The sequence below is a fragment of the Microbacterium luticellae genome (assembly GCF_050408645.1).
GTDB lineage: Bacteria > Actinomycetota > Actinomycetes > Actinomycetales > Microbacteriaceae > Microbacterium.
This window is the reverse complement of sequence record NZ_JBNTKE010000001.1, coordinates 956,951-980,971: the sequence shown is the minus strand read 5'-3', so window position 1 is coordinate 980,971 and position 24,021 is coordinate 956,951. Positions and strand designations below refer to the sequence as shown.

Below are 24,021 nucleotides of genomic sequence, written 5' to 3'. Positions count from 1 at the left end.
CTGCATGAAGCTTGAATTGCGCGGCATAACAAAGAGGTTCGGCGCGCTTACGGCCAATGACCACATTGACTTGACGGTGAACGAGGGTGAGATTCACTGTTTGCTGGGCGAGAACGGCGCCGGCAAGTCAACCCTCATGAATGTTCTGTACGGCCTGTATGAGGCCGATGAGGGCGATATTGCCATTGATGGCGAGGTGCAAAACTTTGATGGCCCCGGCGATGCTATGGCCGCGGGTATCGGTATGGTGCACCAGCACTTTATGTTGATTCCTGTGTTTACGGTGGCCGAGAATGTGGCGCTGGGGCATGAGAAGACCAAGTTTGGTGGTCGCCTTGATATTGAGGCGGCCAGGGCTACAGTGCGCGATATTTCTGATCGTTTCGGGTTTAACGTTGACCCCGATGCCCTCGTCGAAGATCTTCCGGTGGGCGTGCAGCAGCGGGTAGAGATCATTAAGGCGCTGTCGCGCGATGCGCGTTTTCTTGTGTTTGACGAGCCGACGGCCGTGCTCACGCCGCAGGAGACCGATGAGTTGATGGGCACGATGCGGCTGCTGAAAGAGCAGGGTACGGGCATCGTGTTTATTACGCACAAGCTGCGTGAGGTGCGTGAGGTTGCCGACCGTATTACGGTGATCCGGCTCGGCAAGGTGGTGGGGGAGGCTTCGCCGCAGGCGTCGAACGCGGAGCTTGCGTCGCTCATGGTGGGTCGTGCTGTCGAGTTGACGGTGTCGAAAGATGCGCCAACCTACACGGATCGTGCTCTCGAAGTAAAAGACCTGACGGTGTCGGATGCCGCAGGAACCGTGCTTGTCGACAATGCGTCGTTTGCGGTGCGTGGCGGTGAGGTGCTGGCTATTGCCGGTGTGCAGGGTAATGGGCAGACCGAGCTGACAGAGGCGTTGGTGGGGCTACGTGATCATGTGACCGGGAGCATCCGGTTGCATGGTGAAGAGCTGGCGGGCCGTTCGGTGCGCGAGATTCTTGATGCCGGGGTTGGTTTTGTGCCGGAGGACCGCAGTGTTGATGGTCTGGTGAAAGAGTTTTCTATCGCCGAGAACCTTATGCTCGACCGTTCGGTGGGTGCGCCCTTTGTGAAGGCGGGTACCGTGCAGCGGCGGCTGCTAGAGACGTTTGCACGCGAGAAGATCGACGAGTTCGATATTCGTACGCAGGGCCCGTTTCAGGCGGCGGGTCGGTTGTCGGGCGGTAATCAGCAGAAGGTTGTTTTGGCGCGTGAGCTGAGCCGAGAGCTGTCGTTGTTTGTGGCGGCGCAGCCGACGCGTGGTGTGGATGTGGGTTCGATTGAATTTATTCACAAGCGCATTATTGAAACCCGCGATACCGGTATTCCGGTCGTGGTTATTTCGACCGAACTTGATGAGGTGACCGCTTTGGCCGACCGCATTCTGGTGATGTATCGGGGTCGCATCGTGGGGATTGTTCCCGGTGATACTCCGCGCGAGCAGCTGGGTCTGATGATGGCTGGTATGGAGGTGGCGGCGTGACTACGGCACCGACTGTTTCTGAGCAGTTGCCTCCGGATGCTGCGCCTTCTGCGCCCACCCCTTCGCGGTGGCGTGAGGCATGGCAGCGTGTGATTACCGGTAATGCGCTGGTGTCTGTGCTGGCGGTGGTTGCGGCGATCATTGTCGGATCGATCATGATTGCGACGACCGATGAGCGGGTGCAGGCTGCGGCGAGCTATTTCTTTGCTCGACCGCAAGACACGTTTGCCGCGATTTGGGAGGCCGTGTGGGGCGCGTATGTGGCGCTGTTTCGTGGCGCAGTCTATAACTTTCGTGCCGATTCTTTTGCTATTGGTATTCGTCCGCTAACAGAGACGCTCAAGTTTGCGACGCCGCTGATTGCTGCGGGACTCGGTGTAGGGCTCGCTTTTCGGGCGGGGCTTTTTAACATTGGTGGCCAGGGGCAGATGCTGATGGCTGCTGCTGCCGGTGGTTATGTTGCGACCGCGATGGATATGCCTTTTCCATTGCACATGGTTGCGGCGATTATGGCCGGTATGGTTGCGGCGGCGATCTGGGCGGGTATTGCGGGTTTGTTGAAGGCGCGAACGGGCGCGCATGAGGTGATCGTGACGATCATGCTCAACCACATCGCGTTTTATCTTTTGGCGTGGATGCTGGCGACGCAGGGCGTTTTGCAGGCGCCGGGGTCGAGCAACCCGAAGACGTCGCCGATGGCAGACAGCGCTGTTCTTCCACAAATTTTGGGTCCGTCGTATAAGTTGCATGCCGGGTTTGTGCTGGCTCTTGCGGCTGTTGTGTTTACGTGGTGGCTGTTAGAGCGCTCGAGTCTGGGTTTCCGTTTTCGTGCGGTGGGTGAGAACCCGGATGCCGCTCGGGTGGCGGGTATCAGTGTGGGGCGCATGTATTTTCTCGTCATGGTGATTGCCGGTGCCCTGGTGGGTATTGCCGGTGTCAGCCAGATTCTGGGTACCGAGCCGCGTGGTTTTAGCGTGGGTATCGATGCCGGTATTGGTTTTGACGCGATTACGGTGGCACTGCTGGGCCGGTCGACGCCGTGGGGAATTTTGGCGGCCGGCATTCTTTTTGGTGCTTTTAAGGCCGGTGGCTTTGCCATGCAGTCGTCGCAGGGTGTGCCGATTGAGATTGTGCTGGTGGTGCAGTCGCTGATCGTGCTGTTTATTGCAGCACCGCCGCTGGTGCGTGCGATGTTTGGTGTTCCGCAGCCCGGCCGTCAGCCGCGGCGAACGCGTCGCGCCGCGAAGAAGGAGGTGGCCGCGTGAGCACGTCAACGATGACTCCTCCGGCTGAGGCCGAACTGCAGCCGCGCACGGTTGCCGTGGTGTCGTGGAAGGCACCGCTGATCTTCGGTATTTTTGCGGTGCTGTTTACACTGTTGCCGCTGCTGGCTCCGCGTGCGGGGGTGAGCACTTTCCGTCTTACTGCCGGCTATGAGGCCATCAAGCTACCCGAGATGGTTGTTCCCTCGACACCGACCGCGTGGGTGGCTGCGGTGCTGCTGTTTGTGCTGGTGGGTATTTCTGTTGTGTTTACTCGCCAGCACCGGTCGATGCCGCTGTGGCTTATTTCGGCGTATGTTGTTGTGCTGCTGATCGGCTTTTTGGCGTGGGCATCGGCCGGTGGCACGCTGCCGATGATTGGTCTGCTGGCGGGTGCGTTGGCGCTGGCGACACCGCTCATTTTTGGCGCCCTGGGTGGTGTTATTGGCGAGCGCGCGGGTGTTGTCAACATTGCTATCGAGGCGCAGCTGCTGGCCGGTGCTTTTAGCGCCGCTGTGGTGGCGTCGATGACGGGCACGCCGTGGGCGGGCCTGGTGGCCGCGATGGCAGCGGGCGTGCTGGTGGCGCTGGTGCTGAGTGTTTTCGCGATTACCTACTACGTCGACCAGGTGATCGTGGGTGTTGTGCTCAACGTGCTGGTGATTGGGCTTACGACGTTCTTGTTCCGGCAGGTGCTGGGACCGAACACGGCAACACTGAACTCGCCGCGCCCGTTCTCGCGCATCGCGATTCCGGGGCTGAGCGAGATTCCGCTCATTGGCCCGGTGTTGTTTCGCCAGACGGTGGTTGTTTACATCATGTATGTGGTGGTGTTTGTCGTGTGGTTCGGTATGTATCGCACGCGCTGGGGGCTGCGCCTTCGCGCTGTGGGCGAGCACCCGCAGGCGGCCGACACGGTGGGTATTAATGTTGCTCGCACGCGCTATGTCAACATGATGATTGCGGGTGCGATCGCGGGGCTGGGTGGCGCGTTTTATACGCTCGTTTCGGTGCCGTCGTTTAACCGCGAGATGACTGCGGGGGCGGGTTTTATTGCCCTGGCGGCTGTGATCTTTGGTAAGTGGGATCCGGTTCGCGCCACGCTTGCGGCACTGCTGTTTGGGTTTGCTACCAACCTGCAGGGTGTGCTGTCGGTTATTGGTTCTCCGGTGCCGAGCCAATTCATGCTCATGCTGCCCTATATCGTCACCATCTTTGCTGTTGCAGGGCTTGTGGGTCGTTCGCGGGCGCCGGCGGCCGACGGACAGCCATACATTAAGTCGTAGCGTGGCGCGCAGCATCCGGAGCCGGGTGGTGGATGCCGAAGAAGAAAGGCTGGCCGTATGACGAACATAGATTGGCAGGGGCTGCGGCAGGCAGCCGTGGCGGCTATGCGGCGGGCATACGCGCCCTATTCGGGCTATGCGGTGGGTGCTGCGGCGCTCGTTGATGATGGTCGTATTGTCGCCGGATGCAACGTTGAGAACGCCTCGTATGGTGTGGGCTTGTGTGCCGAGTGCGCTCTGGTGGGCGATTTGCATATGGGTGGCGGCGGCAAGCTGGTGGCCTTTGTGTGTGTGAATGGCGACGAGTCGACCATCATGCCCTGCGGCCGGTGTCGGCAGTTGCTGTTTGAACATTCCGCGCAGGGAATGCTGCTGGAGACGGTGTCGGGTATTCGTACGATCGATCAGGTGTTGCCGGATGCTTTTGGTCCGCGTGATTTGGAGGAAGTGCAATGAGTGCCTCGGCGAGCGGTGCTGTAGAGCCTTTTGATGCCGTTGACGTTATTCGTATTAAGCGTGATGGCGGTGCGGTGCCCGAACCTGAACTGCGGTGGATGGTTGATGCGTTTACGCGCGGTTATGTTTCCGATGCCCAGATGGCTTCTTTTGCGATGGCGATTGTGCAGCGGGGTATGGAGCGTGCCGAGATTCGTGTGCTGACCGATGCGATGATCGCGTCGGGTGAGCGTATGAGTTTTGCCGACCTGGGTAAACCTACGGTCGATAAGCATTCCACCGGCGGTGTGGGCGACAAGATCACGCTGCCTCTTGCGCCTCTCGTGGCAAGTTTTGGTGTGGCGGTGCCGCAGCTTTCGGGCCGTGGCCTGGGGCACACGGGTGGCACTCTCGACAAGCTGGAGTCGATTGCCGGATGGCGCGCGGCGCTCAGCAACGACGAGGTGATGGCGCAGCTGCGCAGCGACGTGGGGGCTGTGATTTGTCAGGCCGGGTCGGGTCTTGCTCCCGCTGATCGTCGCCTGTATGCGCTACGCGATGTGACCGGTACGGTCGAAGCTATTCCGCTCATTGCCTCGAGCATTATGTCGAAAAAGATCGCCGAGGGCACCGATTCTCTCGTGCTCGACGTCAAATTTGGTAGCGGCGCGTTCATGCAAGATATCGACCGCGCTCGTGAACTCGCCCGCACTATGGTCGAGCTCGGCACCGACTCGGGCGTAGCCACCACCGCTCTACTGACCGATATGAATGCGCCGTTAGGGCTGGCCATTGGTAATGCCAACGAGGTGCGCGAGTCGGTCGAGATACTTGCGGGCGGTGGCCCCGCCGATGTGCGTGAGCTGACGGTTGCTTTGGCGCGAGAGATGCTGGCCCTTGCGGGGCATCCGGATGCCGATGTTGAAGCAGCGCTCGATAATGGCCAGGCCATGGACGTATGGCGGGCAATGATTCGTGCGCAAGATGGTGACCCGGATGCCGCCCTGCCCACCCCGAACGAAACCCACACGGTCGTTGCCGAAAACGCCGGCTACGTGGCAGGCCTGGATGCCCTCGCGCTCGGAATCGGTGCCTGGCGTTTGGGTGCAGGGCGGGCGCGCGCCGACGACCAGGTGGTGCATGCTGCCGGTATTGATCTGCATGTGCGGCCCGGAGACAGCGTGAAACCCGGCGACGCACTGTACACGCTCTCGGCCAATGATCCGGAGCGCTTTGCTCGCGCGCTGGAGGCGACGGCAGACGCCTGCACCATCTCCCGTGAACGGCCCGATGTGCGGCCGCTGATACGCGAGAAAATTACTGCCTGAGTGGCTTAGGCTGGATGATCGACCCAGCACGGTTTACGGCCAGCCTGTTTGTGGTGGGCACTGTTTTGTGAGAGAAGGATCTTATGTCGATCGATGCCCATGGCGATGCAAAGGTAGCGGGCGTCTCGCTGCGCGGTCTGCCGAAGATTTCACTGCACGATCACCTCGACGGTGCCGTGCGCCCGGCCACCATTATTGAACTCGCACAGGCAGAGGGCATCGATGTTCCCGAGACCGATGCGAAGGCTCTCGGTGAATGGTTTGCGCGGCAGAGTAACTCGGGTTCGCTCGTTGAATATCTGAAGACTTTCGACCTCACCACCGCCGTCATGCAAACCCGTGAGGGACTGACACGTATCGCGCGCGAATTTGTCGAAGACCTCGTCGCCGACGGTGTTATCTACGGCGAGGTACGGTGGGCACCCGAGCAGCACCTGGCGCAGGGGCTTACCCTCGACGAGACGGTCGAGGCGGTGCAGGCCGGTATCGACCAGGCTGAGGCTGCCGCCGACGCCTCGGGGCGCAGCATCCGGGTAGGGCAGTTGATTACCGCTATGCGGCACACCGACAGGGCACTCGAGATTGCTGAACTGGCGGTGCGCCACCGCGGTCGTGGGGCCGTTGGTTTTGATATTGCCGGGCCAGAAGATGGCTTTCCGCCGTCGAACCATCGGGCAGCGTTTGACTACCTGGCCGAGAACTTTTTTCCTGTCACTGTGCACGCCGGTGAAGCTGCCGGTGTCGACTCGATCCGCTCGGCACTCGTTGACGGCCGTGCACTGCGTTTAGGGCACGGTGTTCGTATTGCTGAAGACCTTGAGGTGGTGAACCGCGAGGGCGACGAAGTGCAGGTGGAGTTTGGTGACGTTGCACGCTGGGTGCGCGACCGCGAGATACCGCTCGAGCTTTCGCCATCATCCAACCTGCAAACAGGCGCCGTGGCAGCCTGGGGGAGCGAACTGGTAGACCACCCCTTCGACCTGCTGTACCAACTGGGTTTCGCCGTGACAGTCAACGTCGACAACCGCACCATGAGCGCAACCTCACTCACACGTGAACTCGCGCTACTGGTCGACACCTTTGGTTACGGTCTCGACGATCTCGAAATGTTCCAATTCAACGCCGCAGCCGGTACCTTTTTAGCGGTCGAAGAGCGCGAAGAGCTTATCGAAATTATTGCTGCCGGTTTCGCCCAGCACAGCTAGACGTCGCCGCACCGCAGCGCTGTTACAACGCATGGATAAGCGCGACAATACCGCGAATGAGCACGACGGCCGTGCCTAGCCAAGCAAAAGCAAGCATGGCTGCACGAGCAAACGCAATCGATACGCGTGTGACAAGCCAGGCACCCACAAGAATGCCCACGGCCGTTGCCGCGCCAAGTACCGCCAGCTCGTGCCACGGGGCGGTGGGCAGGCCGCGCAGGGCAACAGAGACAACGCCATAGCCGAGAAAAACGATTTGCACGCTGGCGGCGAAGCGGCGCTGGTCCCACCGGTCGCCCACGGCAAATGCGGCCAGCGCAGGCCCCGAGAGTCCACTGGAGGCGTGCATAAAACCTGCCGTGGCCCCTGCAATAACAGCACCGCGCCGACCATGCAGCGCACGCGAAAATCGGGTGAGACGCGGCGCGAGCAGGGCAATAATGGCCATCGCGGCAATAACAAACAGCAGAGCGACCTCGGGCAGCATCCGGGTTATGAATGCTCCGGCGGGGGCGGTGATGACCCCGGCGAGCAGCAGCCAGCCGGTGCGTGCCCAGTCAATATGGCCGAGCGCCGAAAATACGGCCACGAGTGAGGCAATGATCGCCAGAGCGACGGCGATGGTAATGCCCTCGTGGGGTCCGTAAACAAGCACAATGGGGCCCAGTAGTACCAGAATGTAGGCGAGACCCGTGACACGCTGGACGACCCCGGCAGCAAACGCTGCCAGGGCCACCAGTGCGACAGCCAGCGGCGTGACCTCAGGAACGGGCATCCAGCAGCGCTTGAGCGGCTGACTCAAGCTCCGTCACCGCCGCACGGGCCTGCTCGGCCGACTCCGCCCGCGTATCGATATACACCTTCAATTTGGGTTCGGTGCCGCTGGGTCGCACAATAATGCGCGAGCCGTCATCGAGGTAATAGCGCAAAATATTGCCCGCCGGAACCGACCCTTGCGCATGCGCCAGGTCGTCGGCGCGCACCACCTGCCGCTCGCCCCATTCGGTGGGGGCGTTATCGCGCAGGCTCTGCATAATGGTGTCGATTGTGTCGAGCTGTTCCACCCGCAGCGACACCTGGCCGCTGGCAAAAGCACCAATCAGCTCGGTGAGCGCCTGCAACCTATCGGCCAGCGTCTGCCCTTCGATACGGGCAGCAGCAGCGAGCTCCAGAATGGACACCGCCGCCGAAATACCGTCTTTATCGCGCACCGTATGCGGGTTGACCAGGTAGCCGAGTGCTTCTTCGTAACCAAATACCATGCCGGGTGCGCGAGAGATCCACTTAAAGCCCGTGAGGGTCTCGTGAAAACCCAGACCATAGTGCTCGGCAATAGCGCCGAGGCCCGGAGACGACACGAGTGAGCAGGCCAGTGAGGCCCCTTCAATTCCGGATGCCTGCTGTGCAGCCCGCTGCCCCAGCAGGAGGCCCACCTCGTTACCCGTCAGCTGTCGCCAGCCGCCCTGCGCCGATGAATCGGCGATAGCGACCGCAAGGCGATCGGCATCAGGGTCGTGAGCCAGAGCGAGGTCGGCGCCGGTCTGCCGGGCCCGCGCGAGCACAAGGTCCATCGCGCCGGGCTCTTCGGGGTTGGGGAACGCGACCGTGCTAAAGAGCGGATCCGGGTCGATTTGCTCTTTTACCACCCGCGGGGCCGGGTAGCCCGCCGCGCGAATTACGCGTTCGAACGTGTACCAGCCCACACCGTGCATGGCCGTGTACGCCCACCGCAGGCCGTGAGCCCCTTCAGGAGCCCGGGCATCGGCAGCCGTGGCGGCAATGTACTCGGCAACGACAGTGTCGTCGGCAACAGTAAACTCCGTTGACCGTGGCAGCTGGTCGACCGTGGTTGATTCGGCGACCCTCGCGATATGCGCAGCGATATGTGCATCGGCCGGCGACACAATCTGCGAACCCTGATCGGGCCCACCCAAATACACCTTGTATCCGTTGTCTTGCGGCGGATTATGGCTGGCCGTCACCATTACCCCGGCGTCGGCACCAAAATGGCGCACGGCAAAAGCCAGTACGGGAGTGGGTAAAAGCTGCGGCAATACGATGGCGCGAATACCGGCTCCGGCAAAGATCTCGGCCGAATCGTAGGCAAACACGCGTGAGTTGCGGCGCCCGTCATACCCCACCACAATCGTGGGCGTTGCATGAGTGTGCTCTTTGACATAGGCGGCGAGCCCCGCCGCAGCCTGCGTCACAAGTACTCGGTTCATGCGGTTCGGGCCGGGGCCGAGGGCTCCACGCAGACCCGCCGTGCCAAACGCGAGACGCCCAGCAAAGCAACTTGCCAGTTCACGCAGGGCACTGTTGTCACCGGCACCCGCACCGGTGACAAGCCCCGCGAGCTCGTCGCGGGTATGGGCATCCGGATCCTGCCGCAGCCACGCTCGTGCCTGCGTCAACAGCTCCTCAACGTCGGTCATAGCGCCTCAATCACGCGGGCCAAAAGGTCGCTGATAACGGGCTCTGCTTGGCGGCCAGCTTCAATGACCTCCTCGTGGCTGAGCGGGGTTTTTTGAATACCCGCCGCCAGGTTAGTGATGAGTGAGAAACCAAGAATTTCCATGCCTGCTTCGCGCGCCGCGATGGCTTCGAGCGCCGTTGACATACCCACGATGTGGCCGCCAATAATGCGCGCCATCTGCACTTCGGCGGGCGATTCGTAGTGTGGGCCACGGAACTGGCAGTACACGCCCTCATCGAGCGACGAATCAACACTGCGGGCGATTTCCCGCAACCGTGGCGAATACAGATCGGTCAGGTCAACAAAATTCGCGCCCTCGAGCGGCGAATCGGCCGTGAGGTTAATGTGATCGCTGATCAGCACAGGCTGACCCGGCTGCCACGTTGGTTTGATGCCTCCGGCACCGTTGGTGAGCACCATGATCGACGCGCCGGTTGCTGCCGCCGTGCGCACCGAGTGCACAACCCTGCGCACCCCGTATCCCTCGTAGTAGTGCGTGCGCGCACCAATCACGAGCACGTGGCGGCCATCGCGTGCCCGGATGCTGCGCACCGTGCCCACATGCCCATCTAAGGCGGGGCGCGTAAACCCGGTGATATCGGTGGCGGGAATGGTGGCAATCGTTTCGCCGAGCAGTTCGGCCGCACGACCCCAGCCGCTACCGAGGGTAAGAGCAATATCGTGCCGCTCGACACCCGAGAGGCGGGCAATGTCGGCGGCGGCCTCTGCGGCGATCGCAAAAGGGTCAGCGGATGCGTCGTCGAGAGGGTTCATGGTGATATCTGACATGCAACCACTCTAGGAATCAGAAGCGTCGTGTGCCATACCGGCGCGCGAATATACATAACGTGTCGTGCTGGGGGAGAATGGAACCCATGACGCAGACCTTCGAGAGCACACAGAGCGTCGCCGTACTTGGCGGCGGCCCCGGCGGGTACGAAGCGGCGCTGGCAGCAGCACAGCAGGGCGCCGATGTGACACTCATTGAAAGAGTGGGGGTGGGAGGATCTGCCGTACTCACCGACGTGGTGCCGTCGAAGAGCCTCATTGCTACCTCCGATGCAGCGGTCGCTATTTCTGAGGCCTCTGATTTAGGTGTGCAGTTTTACGCCAAAGACGCCAAGGGCAAACCACTTAAGCCCGAGATTGCCATTAATCTCGCCGCGGTCAATAAGCGGCTGATGGCTCTTGCCGGACAACAGTCAGAAGACATGCGCTCGACCCTGATGGAGGCCGGGGTTCGTATTCTTTCCGGCCATGGCCGGCTCGAAGGCCCGAACGCTGTTGTTGTGTCTACAAGCGTGGGCGGCACAGACTTTGATCGCGTCGAGGCCGACACCCTGGTTGTTGCCGTGGGTGCGTCTCCGCGCGAACTGCCCACAGCTAAACCCGATGGCGAACGTATTCTTACGTGGACCCAGTTGTACGACATGAAAGCACTGCCCGAGCACCTGATTGTGGTGGGTTCGGGCGTGACCGGAGCAGAGTTTGCTTCGGCCTATATGAACTTGGGTGCCAAAGTAACGCTGGTTTCCAGCCGCGACCAGGTGCTGCCCGGTGAAGACGAAGACGCCGCCAAGGTGCTCGAGCAGGTATTTAAGCGCGGCGGCATGCAGGTGCTTTCGAAGTCGCGCGCCGACACCGTCGAACGCAAGGGCGACGGTGTGCTCGTGACGCTCTCTGATGGCCGTACGGTCGAGGGTAGCCACTGCCTGATGGCTGTGGGGTCTATTCCGAACACACACGATATTGGTCTTGAAGAGGCCGGTGTTGAACTGAACGAATCAGGTCATATTCGTGTCAACCGTGTTGCTCGCACCTCGGTGTCGAACATTTATGCCGTGGGTGACTGCACTAACTTCTTCCCCCTCGCCTCGGTGGCCTCTATGCAGGGCCGCACGGCCGTGTTCCACGCACTGGGTGACATCGTGATTCCGCTCGAACTGCGCAAAATCACGGCCAATATTTTTACGGCCCCCGAAATCGCCACGGTTGGTTTCTCTGAAAAAGATGTTCGTGACGGCGAGGCCGACGGTATTGTGTACAAGCTGCCGCTGGCAGCCAACCCGCGAGCAAAAATGATGGGCATCAAAGACGGCTTCGTCAAGCTGATTGCCCGAAAAGGCTCAGGCACGGTGATCGGTGGTGTCATTGTTGCCCCGAAGGCATCAGAACTCATCTACCCGATCGCTGTGGCTGTCGAACGCCGACTCACCGTCGACCAGGTGTCGCGCGTGTTCGCCGCATACCCGTCGCTGTCGGGCAGCATCACCGACGCTACTCGCGCCATGCACCACGACTTCGTAGCGCCGTGAGCGGCGGTTGAGGCCGACACTTGTCTGACAGATTCTCATCTGTCTGACGTTTTTGGTGGTTTTTGTCTGACAGATGAGAATCTGTCAGGCAAATGGGGGCCCGGCTCTACCACGCCGGGCCCCCATTACGCCTGCTACAGCACGCCTGCTCTATCGCCGTGGCGCGCGGGCTACGAAATAGTGAGCAGCTGATGACCCGCGGCTACCGTTGTGCCTGGGTCGGCCTGAATGTTGCCGACGACACCGTCTTTATGTGCCTGCAGCGGCTGCTCCATTTTCATGGCTTCGAGCACGACAACCAGGTCGCCCTTGACAACCTGCTGGCCGTCTTCCACGGCAACCTTGACGATTGTTGCCTGCATCGGCGATTTAACGGCGTCTCCGGATGCCCCAGAGTTGGCCTGCGTCGCGTGGCTGCGGCGTGCTGGTGGTGCTGCGGCGGGTCGTCCCGCTGTGCCTGAGTGCGAGGTGGTCACGCGATCGGGCAGGCTCACCTCGAGGCGCTTGCCTGCAACCTCGACAACCACTGTGTGGCGCGGCTCGGGCGCTGATGGTGCTTCGAGCTCACCATCCCACGGGGCAATATCGTTGACGAACTCTGTTTCGATCCAGCGCGTGTATACGCCAAAGGAGTCGTCGCGGGTAAAAGCTTCGTCGCGCACCACTTTGCGGTGGAACGGGATAACGGTCGGCAGACCGGTGATTTCAAACTCATCGAGCGCGCGTCGAGCCCGCTCAAGCGCTTCGGCACGGTCGCGCCCGGTGACAATGACTTTGGCGATCAGGGAGTCGAAGGCGCCAGAAATTTCGTCGCCCGAGGTGACTCCCGAGTCAATACGCACGCCAGGGCCGCCCACGCTGACAAAGCTGTGCACGGGGCCAGGCTGGGGGAGGAATCCGCGGCCGGGGTCTTCTCCGTTGATACGGAACTCGAACGAGTGTCCTTCAGGTTGGGGGTCGTCGTAGTCAAGTACCCCGCCCGCCGCGATACGGAACTGCTCGCGCACCAGGTCAATGCCGGTGACCTCTTCAGAAACCGGATGCTCCACCTGCAGACGAGTGTTCACTTCGAGGAAAGAGATCGTGCCGTCAGCACCAATCAAGAATTCGCAGGTACCGGCACCGACATAGCCGACCTCACGCAGGATCGCCTTCGACGACTCGTACAAAATGCGGTTCTGTTCGTCGCTGAGGAAAGGCGCAGGCGCTTCTTCAACAAGCTTTTGGTGGCGGCGCTGCAGTGAGCAGTCACGAGTAGAAATAATCACGACGTTGCCCTCGGCGTCGGCCAGGCACTGTGTTTCGACGTGGCGGGGCTTGTCGAGGTACTTCTCAACAAAGCACTCGCCGCGGCCAAACGCCGCGATGGCCTCGCGCGTGGCCGACTCAAACATTTCGGCGACCTCAGAGAATTCGCGCGCAACCTTCAAGCCACGGCCGCCGCCACCATAGGCGGCTTTAATAGCGATCGGAAGACCATACTCTTTGGCGAAAGCAACAACCTCGTCGGCAGAATCGACCGGGCCTGGTGTGCCCGGTGCCAGCGGCGCACCCACGCGCTCGGCAACCTGTCGTGCGGTGACCTTGTCTCCCAGAGCCTCGATTGCTTCGGGGGAGGGGCCAATCCAAATGAGGCCGGCGTTGGTAACAGCGCGGGCAAAGTCAGCGTTCTCGGCTAAGAAGCCATAGCCGGGGTGCACGGCATCAGCGCCGCTGCGGCGTGCGATCGAGAGAATCTTGTCGATCTGCAGATAGGTGTCGGCGCTGGTGGTGCCGCCAAGAGCGTAGGCCTCATCGGCAAGCTTGGCGTGCATGGCGTCGCGGTCTTGGTCTGCATAGATGGCGACAGAACCAATACCACTGTCACGGGCGGCGCGAATGATACGGACGGCGATCTCGCCGCGGTTGGCGACGAGGACCTTGGCGATTGACGGCATGGGCATCAGCCTATCGAGCCGAACCGCATTATTTTTGACGACCTCGCACAAGAAAAACGGAATTCTGTTTGAGGAATCCTATGTATCGCTGCGCGCGTGGCGATTCCAGAGGTCGGTCCACGACACACCCACTTCGGCAACCAGTCGCCGCACGGTCGACAGCGACATCCCCACGACAGTAGACGGATCACCCTCCACACGCTCGATAAAAGCTCCGCCGAGACTATCGACCGTAAATGCACCGGCCACACCGAGTGGCTCGCCCGTTGCCACATAGGCGTCAATTTCGGCATCCGAAATATCGTCAACAAAAGTGACACTGGCCTCGGCCACAGCGCTGCGCTCCTGCGGCGGAGAACCCGGAGCAACCCGCACAACACTGTGTCCGGAATGCAAAACCCCGGTGCGGCCACGCATACTGTGCCAGCGCTCGGTCGCGCGCTCCGCCGTGTGCGGTTTACCGAAAACTTTGTCGTCGAGCGCAAACATAGAGTCGCCCCCGATCACGACGCCGTCAAAGTCGGGATACACCTCATGCACTCGACGGGCCACCTCGGCTGCTTTTGCCTGAGCCAGCAGCAGCACGTTCTCAGAAATTGACAGCTCACGGGCCGATGATGCCTCGCGTGTTACTTCGTCTTCGTCGACGTCAGGAGCGAGAGCGACGGGTTCGATTCCTGCTTGACGAAGCAGCATGAGGCGAGCGGGAGAGGTAGAAGCCAGGCATACGCGCATCACCCCAGGCTAAGGCCTTGACCGACCTGTGGGATCCTGGAGGGATGACCGATGCGCTCATCGACCTAACCATCACCGGTATTGCCCATGGCGGCACGGCCGTTGGCCGACACGACGGCAGAGTGGTGTTTGTTGCCGACGCCATTCCCGGAGAACGCGTGCGGGCACGCGTCACCGATACTCGTCGCGACCGATTTTGGCGAGCAGAGGCGGTCGACGTGCTCGAACCCTCCGCCGACCGTCGCCCACACGTGTGGCCCGAGGCCGACATCAGCCGCGACCCGGCTATCCGGCCCGGCGGCGCCGACTTTGGTCACATGACGCTGGAGCACCAGCGCGCCCTTAAACAGCGAGTGCTGCAAGAAGCCCTCGACCGCTTTGCCGACGGTCGGTATCAGGCGCCCACGGTCGAGGGGATTCCCGACTCTGACGAGGTCAGTCACGACCCCAGCCAGGCAGGCCTGCGCTGGCGTACACGAATGACCGTGCACGTCGATGACGATGGCCACATTGGCCCTTTTGCTACGCGCAGCCACCGCGTTATTGCCGTCGACGACTATCCGCTTGCCGCGACGGCGCTCGCGGATAAAGCACGGGCGCTAGCGGCCCGCGCCGCGCGCGGCGAAACGATAACAATAAACGGTCGTCGTGTGCGCGCCGGTGATCGCATTGACCTCATTCTTGATTCCGATGGCGGTGTGCATGTGCTGCACGGCAAACAGCGCGCCGCGACCGAGACGATACAGCAGCGCGTAGGCGAGAGGGTTTTCGAACTTGACGCGGCAGGTTTTTGGCAGGTGCACCCGCACGCTGCATCAACACTGAGCCAGACCGTGACCAATCTTTTGCGCGACCGGGTTGACGCCGACCACGTGCACCTCGACCTCTATGGCGGTGTGGGGCTGCTGGCTGCCGCACTGTTCGACGCCGGTGCACACGATGTCGTCACGGTCGAATCTGACCGGCACGCTACGCAGTACGCAGCCGCAAATCTGGCCGGCCACGAGGTGCAAGCTGTTACCGCACGCGTCGATAAATTTCTTGCTGCAGCCCAGGCCGAAGACCCGATTGGTGCCGTCGTTCTCGACCCACCGCGGCAGGGAGCAGGCCGGGCCGTTGTTGACGGGGTTGCGGCGTTGCATCCGGATGCTGTCGTTTATGTGGCGTGCGACCCGGTGGCCCTCGCCCGTGACCTCGGCTACTTTCATGAGCACGGGTGGCGGGCACGCCAACTGCAGGCCTTCGACCTGTTTCCGCACTCGCACCACTTCGAGACCATCGCGCTCCTGGAGCGACAGTGAGCAGGCTCGGCGGCATCCACAGCCGTCGCCGCCAGGACTGGTGTGTCGCCATCGCCTCGGTAGGCTGAGGCCATGACCACGGTGGCACTCATCGACGATCACGAATCCGTGCGCCTCGGCCTGGCAGCAGCGCTGGAAGACGACGGACACACCGTCGTTTTTTCGGGCGGTAGCGTCGTTGCCTATCTTGAGGCCCGACAGCGCACCGGGCGCGTGCCCGCCGATGTTGTCGTTCTCGACCTCACCCTGGGAGACGGCACCACCGTGACAGAAAACGTTGCAGCGCTCGTCGACGATGGCTCGAGCGTGGTCATTCACAGCGTTGCCGACCGCCCAGCCACCGTACGCGAAGCGCTCTCTGCAGGCGCAGCCGGGGTGATTAGCAAATCGTCGCCGCTGGAAGATGTGCTCGCGGCCGTGCGCACCGTGGCCGACGGAGAAGCGTTGAACAATGTGGAGTGGGCCAGCGCCGTCGACGGCGACAGCGCGTTTGCCGATGCCCAGCTGTCGGCCCGTGAACGTGAAGTATTGCGCCTGTACGCCACGGGCCTGCCGCTCAAAGCTGTTGCCGAAACACTGGGCGTTGCCTATTCGACGGCGAAAGAGAACATCACCCGCATCCGCGTGAAATACGTGGAAGTGGGGCGCCCTGCACCCACCAAAATAGATCTTCTGCGTCGCGCGCTCGAAGACGGAATTTTGGTGGAGTCGACAGAAGAAGAAAAAGTTTCCGTGCGGCGAAAAGCTTCTCATGGCCGCTGAAGCGAGTATTCGTCAGGCATGGCAGCAGGTTGTTTCACCGGGCGACATTGAGCGTCAGCTGGAACAGTTCGCCGGTCGCCGCATGGAGCGAATCATGGCGATTGTCATCTGTTTTGGTGCCGCCGCCCTCGGTACGCAGGCGCTCATCGCGGCGCTCGGCTCGCTCACGCGGCCTACCCCCGCCCACATTGTCATGATGGTGCTGGCGTTTGTGCCGTTGCTCGCGATGATCGTGATGTGCATCTTGGGGCGCGATATCCGAATCATTGCCGGGGCATTCACGGTGAGTTTTCTCATGGTTGTGGCGTGGTGGCCGTGGGTGGCGCATCGAGAACTCGACGGTGCGGCCGAGCAGCCATGGATCTTCTTCCTCGTCAATGTGGCGGGCGTCGCCGGCATTATCGCCTTTGGTATTCCGGTACAGATTCTGATCGCTGTTGCGTGCCCACTTGCCTATGGTTGTGTGCGGCTTGCGCAGGGCGAATTTACCCGCTCGTACTGGATGACAACCGCCTTCGACGTATCGTTCACGCTCATCCTCGGGTTCCTCTTACTGGCACTGGGCTGGACGTTTCGTTCGATCGCTGCCGGAGTTGACCGCGCGCGCACCAACGCTGTGCACGAATATGCCGAAGCGGCCTCTGCCGCGGCGGTGGAAAAAGAGCGTCTCGCGGTGGCGGCGCTCATGCACGACAGTGTTTTGGCGGCGCTCATCGCTGCCGAGCGGGCGCAAAGCCAGCGGGAACGTGAACTGGCTGTCGCGATGGCACGCGAAGCACTGACACGGTTGGCCAATGCAGAAAATTCACAGGGGCGTGAGGGCAGCGACGAACCCATTACTGTCGCACAGTTGGTGGCAGATCTGCGTGGTTTTGTTGCTGGTCTTGCGGCTGAGGCTTCGGTTGTTGACCAGTTTGGTTCGGGGGTTGTGCCTGAGCGTGTGGCACGCGCCGTTGATTTGGCGGCACGACAGGCGATCGACAATGCCGTTATGCACGCGCAGGGTCGCGGGCTTCGCGTCATCGTTGAGGGGCACGGACCCACCGGATTGACGGTAAAAGTGAGTGACTCCGGTGATGGCTTTGATCCGGATGCTGTGGATGCCGACCGGTTGGGAATTCGCGGCTCTATCGTGGCTCGCATGGCGGCCGTCGGAGGCGTGGCAACCGTGGAATCCTCCCCGCGGGGAACCGTCGTAACGCTGGGGTGGTCGGCGCAATGAATGTGAGTCTTCGATTTGTGGCGGGCGGCCTAGCGTTCTGCTTCGGTCTGTACTTTGCCGCACGCTCGCTGTGGTGGACGACACCACCGGCACAGCCCTGGGTCATGGTAGCCAGCACCGCACTGTTTTTAGCGACCCTCGTGCTGGCGCTGTGGGCAGGCAAAGATGCTCGGATGCCGCGTGCTGTGGGCGTCGTGGTGGTTGTCGTTTCTGGTGTACTACCGCACTCGGTGTCGTGGGCGCTGCAAGAGTCAACGCGCGAAGCGCCCTTTGCTACCTGGTTTGTTGGCGCCGCGGGTCTTCTGGCGGTTGTTTGTATTGTGCGTCGCCGCCCACTGTGTGGCTGGTTGGCGCTGGCTTTGCTCACTGCGGGAGCAATGCTGTGGCTGGGTGTGGCCGATGCACTCCGGCTGGGTTTGGTGGGCTCTGTTGTCTGGGTTGTTGCTGCGCAGCTTCTTGTGCGGTTCTGGGCGCGGGCGGTTGCCGATACCGAACGTCTGGCCGAAATACAGCAGGCCACATCGGGGTGGCGGGCTACGCAGCTGGGACGCCAGCGGGCGCGCCGCGAACGTGTGCGCTATGCCCTGGCAGTAGCCGGGCCTGTTCTTACGGCAGTCATCGATCAGGGCGGGGCACTTGATGATGACCAACGCATCGATGCGCGCGTGGCAGAGGGGCGCCTGCGTGACGAAATACGCGCGGCGAGTCTGCTGAACGACGCGGTGCGTGACGCCATCGAGCAGGCACGCCGACGTGGCTGTGCCGTGACGCTTTTTGATGAGGGCGACCTCGACGACCTCGACGGCACGCAGCGCAGCCACATTCACGATGAGCTAGCGACGGTGCTGCGCAGCGCTCGTTCTCATCGCCTTATTGTGCGGTCATCCCGCGACCCGCAGCGTGCAGTAACGATTGTCGGTAGGTCGGGTGCCGGGGGGCGCTCCGACGATGATTCCGTCGATCTGTGGCACGAGATTTCGCGGAGTGGTCCGACCGCCTCAGCGGCGGCCGGACCTGTCCCCCCGGATCGTGCCGCGTGAGCGGCTGGCCCTCTTCGGTATCTGCTTGTGGAGAGGGCGAGGGGCGGCGGGAATGCCTGCCCCTCGCCAGCGCGGATCGGCTACCCGAAAACCGTCCGCCAAGGGCCTGGACGTAGTCTGCATACCCTGGAGCAGAACGACAGGCCAGAACGCGAAGCGTCACTATCTATTGTGGTGAGTGATTTTTCTTTTGTCTGTAGGTATTTTGGGGGACAAGGAATCATCGACGCTGATGGTCCTCGTACCCGCTATGCAAGGGGTGCGCCGTTGTCTATGAGGCGGTGCCATGCACAAACCTTCTTCTGCTGTAACGGCTCGCGTGCGCCGATGGATGCACGAGCGTCTCGAACCAGCCATTCATCGCACGGTGCAGCCGGCAGCGATCATGGGCTGGCAGGTAGATGGCGAACCGGTGCCGTTTACGCAGGCGAGGCACGCACAATACAGCGCGATAGCGGTCGGTGACGCATGGGGGCAGCCCTGGAGCACGCTGTGGTTGCGCCTGAGCGGGCAGGTGCCAGCAGTGGCATCCGGAGAGCGCGCAGAACTGGTCATTGACCTCGGATTTGATGGTGCACAGCCCGGTTTCCAAGCTGAGGCTCTTGTGTATCGGCCCGACGGCAGCATTGTGAAAGCCATCGAGCCCGACAACGTTTATGTTCCCCTCGAGGGAACACCCGGCTCAGATTTTGAACTGTTTATTGAGGCCGCAGCCAACCCCGACGTGGGTGAACGGTTCGTGCATTTTTCACCCACCGCGCTCGGTGACCGCGCAACAGCCGGCACAGCGCCCCTGTATGTGCTGCGCCGCTGCGATGTGGCGCTGCTGCAGGAGAGCGTGTGGAATCTGCTGCACGATGTGCGAGTGTTGCTGTCGCTGGCAGAACAGCTCGATGGCCACTCGACGCGCCACGCAGAAATTATGCGCGCACTTGACCAGGCCGTTGACGCCGTCGACCCGCACGATGTTGTCGCCACAGCCGAGGCCGGGCGACAGTCTCTTGCCGCAGTGCTCGCACAGCCGGCTGCTGCCTCATCTCACCGCATCTACGCCGTTGGTCACGCGCATATCGACTCGGCCTGGCTGTGGCCCGTGCGCGAAACACAGCGCAAAATTGCCCGCACCTTCGCCAATGTGCTCGCGCTGCAGCACGAGCACCCCGAAATGGTGTTCGCTGCCTCATCGGCTCAGCAATACCAGTGGATGAAACAGCACCAACCTGCCCTGTACCAGCGCATACGTGAGGCAATAGCGGCCGGAAACTTTGTGCCCGTGGGCAGCATGTGGGTAGAAAGCGACACCAACCTTCCGGGCGGCGAAGCACTCGTGCGCCAGTTCGTGCAGGGAAAAAACTTCTTCCTGCATGAATTCGGTATTGATACCCAAGAAGTATGGCTTCCCGACTCATTCGGGTACACCGCGGCGCTGCCACAGATCGCACGCGCTGCCGGTGCCCGCTGGATGCTCACGCAAAAAATGTCGTGGAATGAAACAAACACCATGCCCCACCACACGTTTCTGTGGGAGGGGCTCGACGGCACGCGGATATTTACACATTTTCCGCCCGTCGACACCTATAGCGCCAACCTGCGCAGCGATGAGCTGGCCCGCGCTGAACGCCAGTATGCCGAAAAAGGGTTCGCACGCTCGTCTCTTGTGCCCTATGGCCACGGCAACGGGGGAGGAGGCCCAACGCGAGACATGGTCGCTGCGGCCAGGCGGCTCGCCAACCTCGAGGGTTCGCCCACCGTGCGGCTGAGCAGCCCGAGCGAGTTTTTTGCCGAAGCAGAAGCCGAATATGAGCGCCCTCCCGTATGGTCAGGCGAAATGTATCTGGAGTTTCACCGCGGCACCTACACCAGCCAGGCCGCCATGAAACGGGGCAACCGCCGCAGCGAACATCTGCTTCGCGAAGCAGAACTGTGGGCAACACACGCTGCTGTCACGGGAGACTTCACGTATCCCTATGACGAACTCAACGACCTGTGGCAGCAGGTGCTCCTGCTGCAGTTTCACGACATTTTGCCCGGAACCTCGATCGCCTGGGTGCACCAGGAAGCACGGGAGCAGTACCGCCGTATCGAGAACCGTGTGCACACGATCATCGCCAACGCGCTGGGGAGTGTGGCGGGGGAAGGCGATGAAGACCTGCGTGCCAACGCGGGTCCGTATCCGGTACGGGGTGTGGCCTTCGGGGAGATCGCCACCCCCGTACTGGTGGGAGCCGGAGCCGTGCGGGTGGAGCGCACAGCATCCGGCATCACCATAGAGAACGACCATGTGCGCGCCGTTATCGATGCGCATGGGCGATTGTCGTCGCTGGTTTCCCGCCGCAGTGGGCGCGAGCGCGAGGTGCTCATGCGCGAGCACTACGGCAACCAGCTGGTCGTGCACCGCGATACGCCCACCCAGTGGGATGCCTGGGATATTGATGAACATTATCGTCGGCACAGCAGCGAGGTACTGGATGTGCGTGACGTGACTGTGGACGAGAACGCACAGTCGGCCACGGTGACTATAGAGCGCACCTGGAACAATTCGGTGTTTGAGCAAGAAATACGCTTGGACGCCGATGCAGAATCGCTCCTGATCACTACACGGGCCGACTGGAACGAGCAGCAAAAGCTCGTCAAAATGGGTTTCGCTCTCGACATTTTTACCGAGCGAGCGACATCCGAAATCCAGTTTGGGCATGTGCACCGGCCCCTGCACACGAATACTTCGTGGGATGCCGCGCGATTCGAGACGGTTGCGCATCGCTGGGTGCACGTAGGAGAACCGCATTTCGGTGTCGCGATTGCGAACGATGCCACCTATGGTCACGATATGACGCGCCTGACCACCGCTAGGGGGGACGTCGGTACTCTCGTACGGCTGAGCCTGGTGCGGTCGCCGCTGTATCCCGACCCCACCACCGATCAGGGAACACACGTGTGGCAGGTGAGCATCCGCCCCGATTCGCAGATTCCGGATGCTGTTGCCGAGGGCTATCGTCTCAACGTACCGCTGCGTTCTCACCGCGGTGCACGCGCTGTGGCGCCACTTATCGCCAGTGACAATCCGGCCATTGTGGTCGAGGCAGTGAAACTTGCCGAAGACCGCAGCGGCGATGTGATCGTGCGGCTCTACGAAGCGTGTGGGGGCCGGGCCGAGGGCACGATACGGGTGAGTTGCGCGTTTACCGGCGTGCACAGCACGGATCTGCTGGAGCGTTCAGGTGCAGAGGGCTTACGCGCACCCGGTGTCCGACGCATCGACGATTCGACCGTGCACGTGTCACTGCGGGCGTTCGAAATTGCTACGCTGCGGTTGCAGCGCAGCGCTTAGCCGTGAAAACGACCCCAGGGGATATCTCTGCGCAGGGGAGTGCGAATGCCGCGCTGTGTGCGCTGCCACGCTGACACCGTGGGTTCTTCGGCTACCGCCGACTCTTCTTCGGCCACATAGGCTTCGGTCAGCACAGCAACAACTGCCGCCAGCTCTTCTTCGGTGGGGTTGCCGCGCACCACATGGATGAGCGGTTGCTCGGGTGTTGGCGAAGAAGTAGTCACAGTGGAATGTTCCCATGTTTTTTGGGAGGAAGCTCGGCACGCTTGCCGCGCAATGACCGCAGCGCCTTGGCAATCGACACCCGCGTCATGGCCGGTTCAATAATGCCGTCGATTTCACCGCGCTCGGCCGCCAAGAATGGCGAGGTGACGTTGTAGGTGTATTCATTGGCGAGGCGCGTGCGCACCGCGGCGACGTCTTCACCATTTTCTTCGGCCTTACGAATCTCGCCTCGGTAAAGAATGTTGACCGCACCTTGGCCACCCATCACCGCGATTTCAGCGGTGGGCCACGCAAGGTTAATGTCGGCACCCAACTGCTTGGATCCCATCACAATGTAGGCACCACCGTACGCCTTACGCAGAATAACGGTGACGAGCGGAACCGTGGCTTCGGCATAGGCATAGATGAGTTTCGCGCCGCGGCGAATAACACCCGTCCACTCTTGATCGGTGCCGGGCAGGTAGCCGGGAACATCGACGAGCGTGAGAATCGGGATCGAGAAGGCATCGCAGAACCGCACAAAACGGCTGGCTTTTTCGCCCGCGTCAATATTCAGCGTGCCCGCCATTTGCGAGGGCTGGTTAGCGATGATGCCGACGGAGCGTCCCTCGACCCGACCGAAACCGATCACAATGTTAGGGGCAAACAGCGGCTGCACTTCGAGGAACTCGCCGTCGTCAACCAGGTGCTCAATCACCGTGTGAATGTCGTACGGCTGGTTGGGGGAGTCGGGAATGATCGTGTTGAGTGCACGGTCGGAGTCGGTGGTTTCAAAGTCGAAACCTGAATCGTACGTGGGCAGCTCGGCCATATTGTTGTCGGGAAGATAGCTGAGCAGGCTGCGCGCATAATCAATCGCGTCATCTTCGTCATCGGCCAGATAGTGGGCAACACCTGAACGCGTATTGTGTGTGTGGGCACCGCCGAGGTCTTCCATGCCGACGTCTTCGCCCGTGACGGTCTTAATGACATCGGGCCCGGTAACAAACATCTGACTGGTCTTGTCGACCATAATCACAAAGTCGGTCAGTGCCGGGCCATACACGGCGCCACCCGCTGCCGGACCCATGATGAGAGAAATCTGGGGGATGACACCGGATGCACGCGTATTAAGCGTAAAGATCTCGCCATATTTGCTGAGCGCCAGCACACCCTCTTGAATACGGGCGCCACCCGAGTCGAGGATTCCGATGATCGGAATGCCGTTGGTGAGCGCGAACTCCATGATCTTGATGATCTTGTCGCCCGAGACTTCGCCCAGCGACCCACCGAAGGTGGTGAAGTCTTGCGAGTACACGGCCACCGTGCGCCCGTGAATGGTCGCGACGCCGGTCACTACCGAATCACCGTAGGGACGATTGCGATCCATTCCGAAGGCGGTTGTGCGGTGTCGCACATACTCGTCGAATTCGACAAAGCTGCCCGTGTCGACGAGCATTTCGATGCGCTCGCGGGCAGTCATCTTGCCCTTGGTGTGCTGCTTTGTTTGGGCGGTGGCTTCGGCGTCGACTACGGCCTCGTTATAGCGGGCGCGGAGGTCGGCGATCTTGCCGGCGGTCGTTGAGAGGTCGGGCTGGTCCGTCACGGTGTCAACACTAGCCGCGCCAACGCGCAGAGTGTTGGATGCCTCGCACAATGAGAACACCAATCCTTA

General features: G+C 61.4%; 19 protein-coding genes. 12 read left to right on the top strand and 7 right to left on the bottom strand.

Annotated features, from left to right (window positions below; all coding sequences use genetic code 11):
- Positions 1-4: 4 nt before the first annotated feature.
- The 6 genes from ACQUSW_RS04865 (at position 5) to ACQUSW_RS04840 (ending at position 7,026) form a co-directional block, all read left to right on the top strand.
- Positions 5-1,510, top strand: a complete 1,506-nt coding sequence (locus ACQUSW_RS04865) for an ABC transporter ATP-binding protein (RefSeq protein ID WP_428931114.1) — start codon at positions 5-7, stop codon at positions 1,508-1,510.
- Positions 1,507-2,775: an ABC transporter permease gene (locus tag ACQUSW_RS04860; protein ID WP_428931113.1), complete on the top strand. Its 1,269-nt coding sequence runs from the start codon at positions 1,507-1,509 to the stop codon at positions 2,773-2,775. Before ACQUSW_RS04865 ends, ACQUSW_RS04860 begins: the two co-directional genes overlap by 4 nt.
- Before the next feature lie 11 nt (positions 2,776-2,786).
- Entirely contained in the window at positions 2,787-4,058 is a 1,272-nt protein-coding gene (locus ACQUSW_RS04855; RefSeq protein WP_428931289.1) for an ABC transporter permease, read from the top strand.
- A 57-nt stretch (positions 4,059-4,115) separates the two neighbouring features.
- On the top strand, positions 4,116-4,514 hold the full coding sequence (locus ACQUSW_RS04850) for a cytidine deaminase (RefSeq protein WP_428931112.1): 399 nt from the start codon (positions 4,116-4,118) through the stop codon (positions 4,512-4,514).
- Entirely contained in the window at positions 4,511-5,821 is a 1,311-nt protein-coding gene (locus tag ACQUSW_RS04845) for a thymidine phosphorylase (protein ID WP_428931111.1), read from the top strand. Before ACQUSW_RS04850 ends, ACQUSW_RS04845 begins: the two co-directional genes overlap by 4 nt.
- An 83-nt stretch (positions 5,822-5,904) precedes the next feature.
- Positions 5,905-7,026 carry an adenosine deaminase gene (locus tag ACQUSW_RS04840; protein WP_428931110.1) on the top strand — a complete coding sequence of 374 codons (1,122 nt, stop codon included), beginning with the start codon at positions 5,905-5,907 and terminating at the stop codon, positions 7,024-7,026.
- A gap of 22 nt (positions 7,027-7,048) precedes the next feature.
- On the opposite strand, the gene ACQUSW_RS04835 is transcribed toward ACQUSW_RS04840, so the two are convergent.
- Genes ACQUSW_RS04835 through ACQUSW_RS04825 form a run of 3 tightly spaced genes read right to left on the bottom strand, consistent with a single transcriptional unit; the run spans position 7,049 to position 10,291 of the window.
- Entirely contained in the window at positions 7,049-7,801 is a 753-nt protein-coding gene (locus ACQUSW_RS04835) for a TSUP family transporter (RefSeq protein WP_428931109.1), read from the bottom strand.
- Positions 7,788-9,461, bottom strand: a complete 1,674-nt coding sequence (locus tag ACQUSW_RS04830; RefSeq protein ID WP_428931108.1) for a phospho-sugar mutase — start codon at positions 9,459-9,461, stop codon at positions 7,788-7,790. The genes ACQUSW_RS04835 and ACQUSW_RS04830 overlap by 14 nt, the downstream gene beginning before the upstream one ends.
- Positions 9,458-10,291 carry a purine-nucleoside phosphorylase gene (locus tag ACQUSW_RS04825; protein WP_428931107.1) on the bottom strand — a complete coding sequence of 278 codons (834 nt, stop codon included), beginning with the start codon at positions 10,289-10,291 and terminating at the stop codon, positions 9,458-9,460. Before ACQUSW_RS04825 ends, ACQUSW_RS04830 begins: the two co-directional genes overlap by 4 nt.
- A 77-nt stretch (positions 10,292-10,368) precedes the next feature.
- Here ACQUSW_RS04825 and ACQUSW_RS04820 point away from each other — a divergent pair, with 77 nt between their 5' ends.
- Positions 10,369-11,817 carry an NAD(P)H-quinone dehydrogenase gene (locus tag ACQUSW_RS04820; RefSeq protein WP_428931106.1) on the top strand — a complete coding sequence of 483 codons (1,449 nt, stop codon included), beginning with the start codon at positions 10,369-10,371 and terminating at the stop codon, positions 11,815-11,817.
- A gap of 170 nt (positions 11,818-11,987) precedes the next feature.
- Here ACQUSW_RS04820 and ACQUSW_RS04815 read toward each other — a convergent pair whose 3' ends face one another.
- The gene (locus ACQUSW_RS04815) at positions 11,988-13,754 is read right to left on the bottom strand and encodes an acetyl/propionyl/methylcrotonyl-CoA carboxylase subunit alpha (protein ID WP_428931105.1); all 1,767 of its coding nucleotides are present in this window, start codon (positions 13,752-13,754) and stop codon (positions 11,988-11,990) included.
- Positions 13,755-13,832: 78 nt separating this feature from the next.
- Positions 13,833-14,489 (bottom strand): Maf family protein, encoded by a 657-nt coding sequence (locus ACQUSW_RS04810; RefSeq protein ID WP_428931104.1) that lies wholly within the window; start codon positions 14,487-14,489, stop codon positions 13,833-13,835.
- A 17-nt stretch (positions 14,490-14,506) separates the two neighbouring features.
- On the opposite strand from ACQUSW_RS04810, the gene ACQUSW_RS04805 reads away from it, so the two are divergent.
- From ACQUSW_RS04805 to ACQUSW_RS04785, 5 genes are all read left to right on the top strand, one after another.
- Positions 14,507-15,790 carry a class I SAM-dependent RNA methyltransferase gene (locus tag ACQUSW_RS04805; protein ID WP_428931103.1) on the top strand — a complete coding sequence of 428 codons (1,284 nt, stop codon included), beginning with the start codon at positions 14,507-14,509 and terminating at the stop codon, positions 15,788-15,790.
- A gap of 72 nt (positions 15,791-15,862) precedes the next feature.
- Positions 15,863-16,552 (top strand): response regulator, encoded by a 690-nt coding sequence (locus ACQUSW_RS04800; RefSeq protein WP_428931102.1) that lies wholly within the window; start codon positions 15,863-15,865, stop codon positions 16,550-16,552.
- Entirely contained in the window at positions 16,542-17,774 is a 1,233-nt protein-coding gene (locus ACQUSW_RS04795; protein ID WP_428931101.1) for a sensor histidine kinase, read from the top strand. Before ACQUSW_RS04800 ends, ACQUSW_RS04795 begins: the two co-directional genes overlap by 11 nt.
- Positions 17,771-18,814, top strand: a complete 1,044-nt coding sequence (locus ACQUSW_RS04790; protein WP_428931100.1) for a hypothetical protein — start codon at positions 17,771-17,773, stop codon at positions 18,812-18,814. The genes ACQUSW_RS04795 and ACQUSW_RS04790 overlap by 4 nt, the downstream gene beginning before the upstream one ends.
- Positions 18,815-19,100: 286 nt before the next feature.
- On the top strand, positions 19,101-22,142 hold the full coding sequence (locus ACQUSW_RS04785; protein ID WP_428931099.1) for an alpha-mannosidase: 3,042 nt from the start codon (positions 19,101-19,103) through the stop codon (positions 22,140-22,142).
- On the opposite strand, the gene ACQUSW_RS04780 is transcribed toward ACQUSW_RS04785, so the two are convergent.
- Both ACQUSW_RS04780 and ACQUSW_RS04775 read right to left on the bottom strand, forming a co-directional pair.
- Positions 22,139-22,366, bottom strand: coding sequence for an acyl-CoA carboxylase subunit epsilon (locus ACQUSW_RS04780; RefSeq protein ID WP_428931098.1), 228 nt, complete (start codon positions 22,364-22,366; stop codon positions 22,139-22,141). The two genes, ACQUSW_RS04785 and ACQUSW_RS04780, sit on opposite strands and share 4 nt — an antisense overlap.
- A complete protein-coding gene (locus ACQUSW_RS04775; protein ID WP_428931097.1) occupies positions 22,363-23,952 on the bottom strand; it encodes an acyl-CoA carboxylase subunit beta in 1,590 nt (529 codons plus the stop codon). The genes ACQUSW_RS04780 and ACQUSW_RS04775 overlap by 4 nt, the downstream gene beginning before the upstream one ends.
- Between the last annotated feature and the right edge of the window lie 69 nt (positions 23,953-24,021).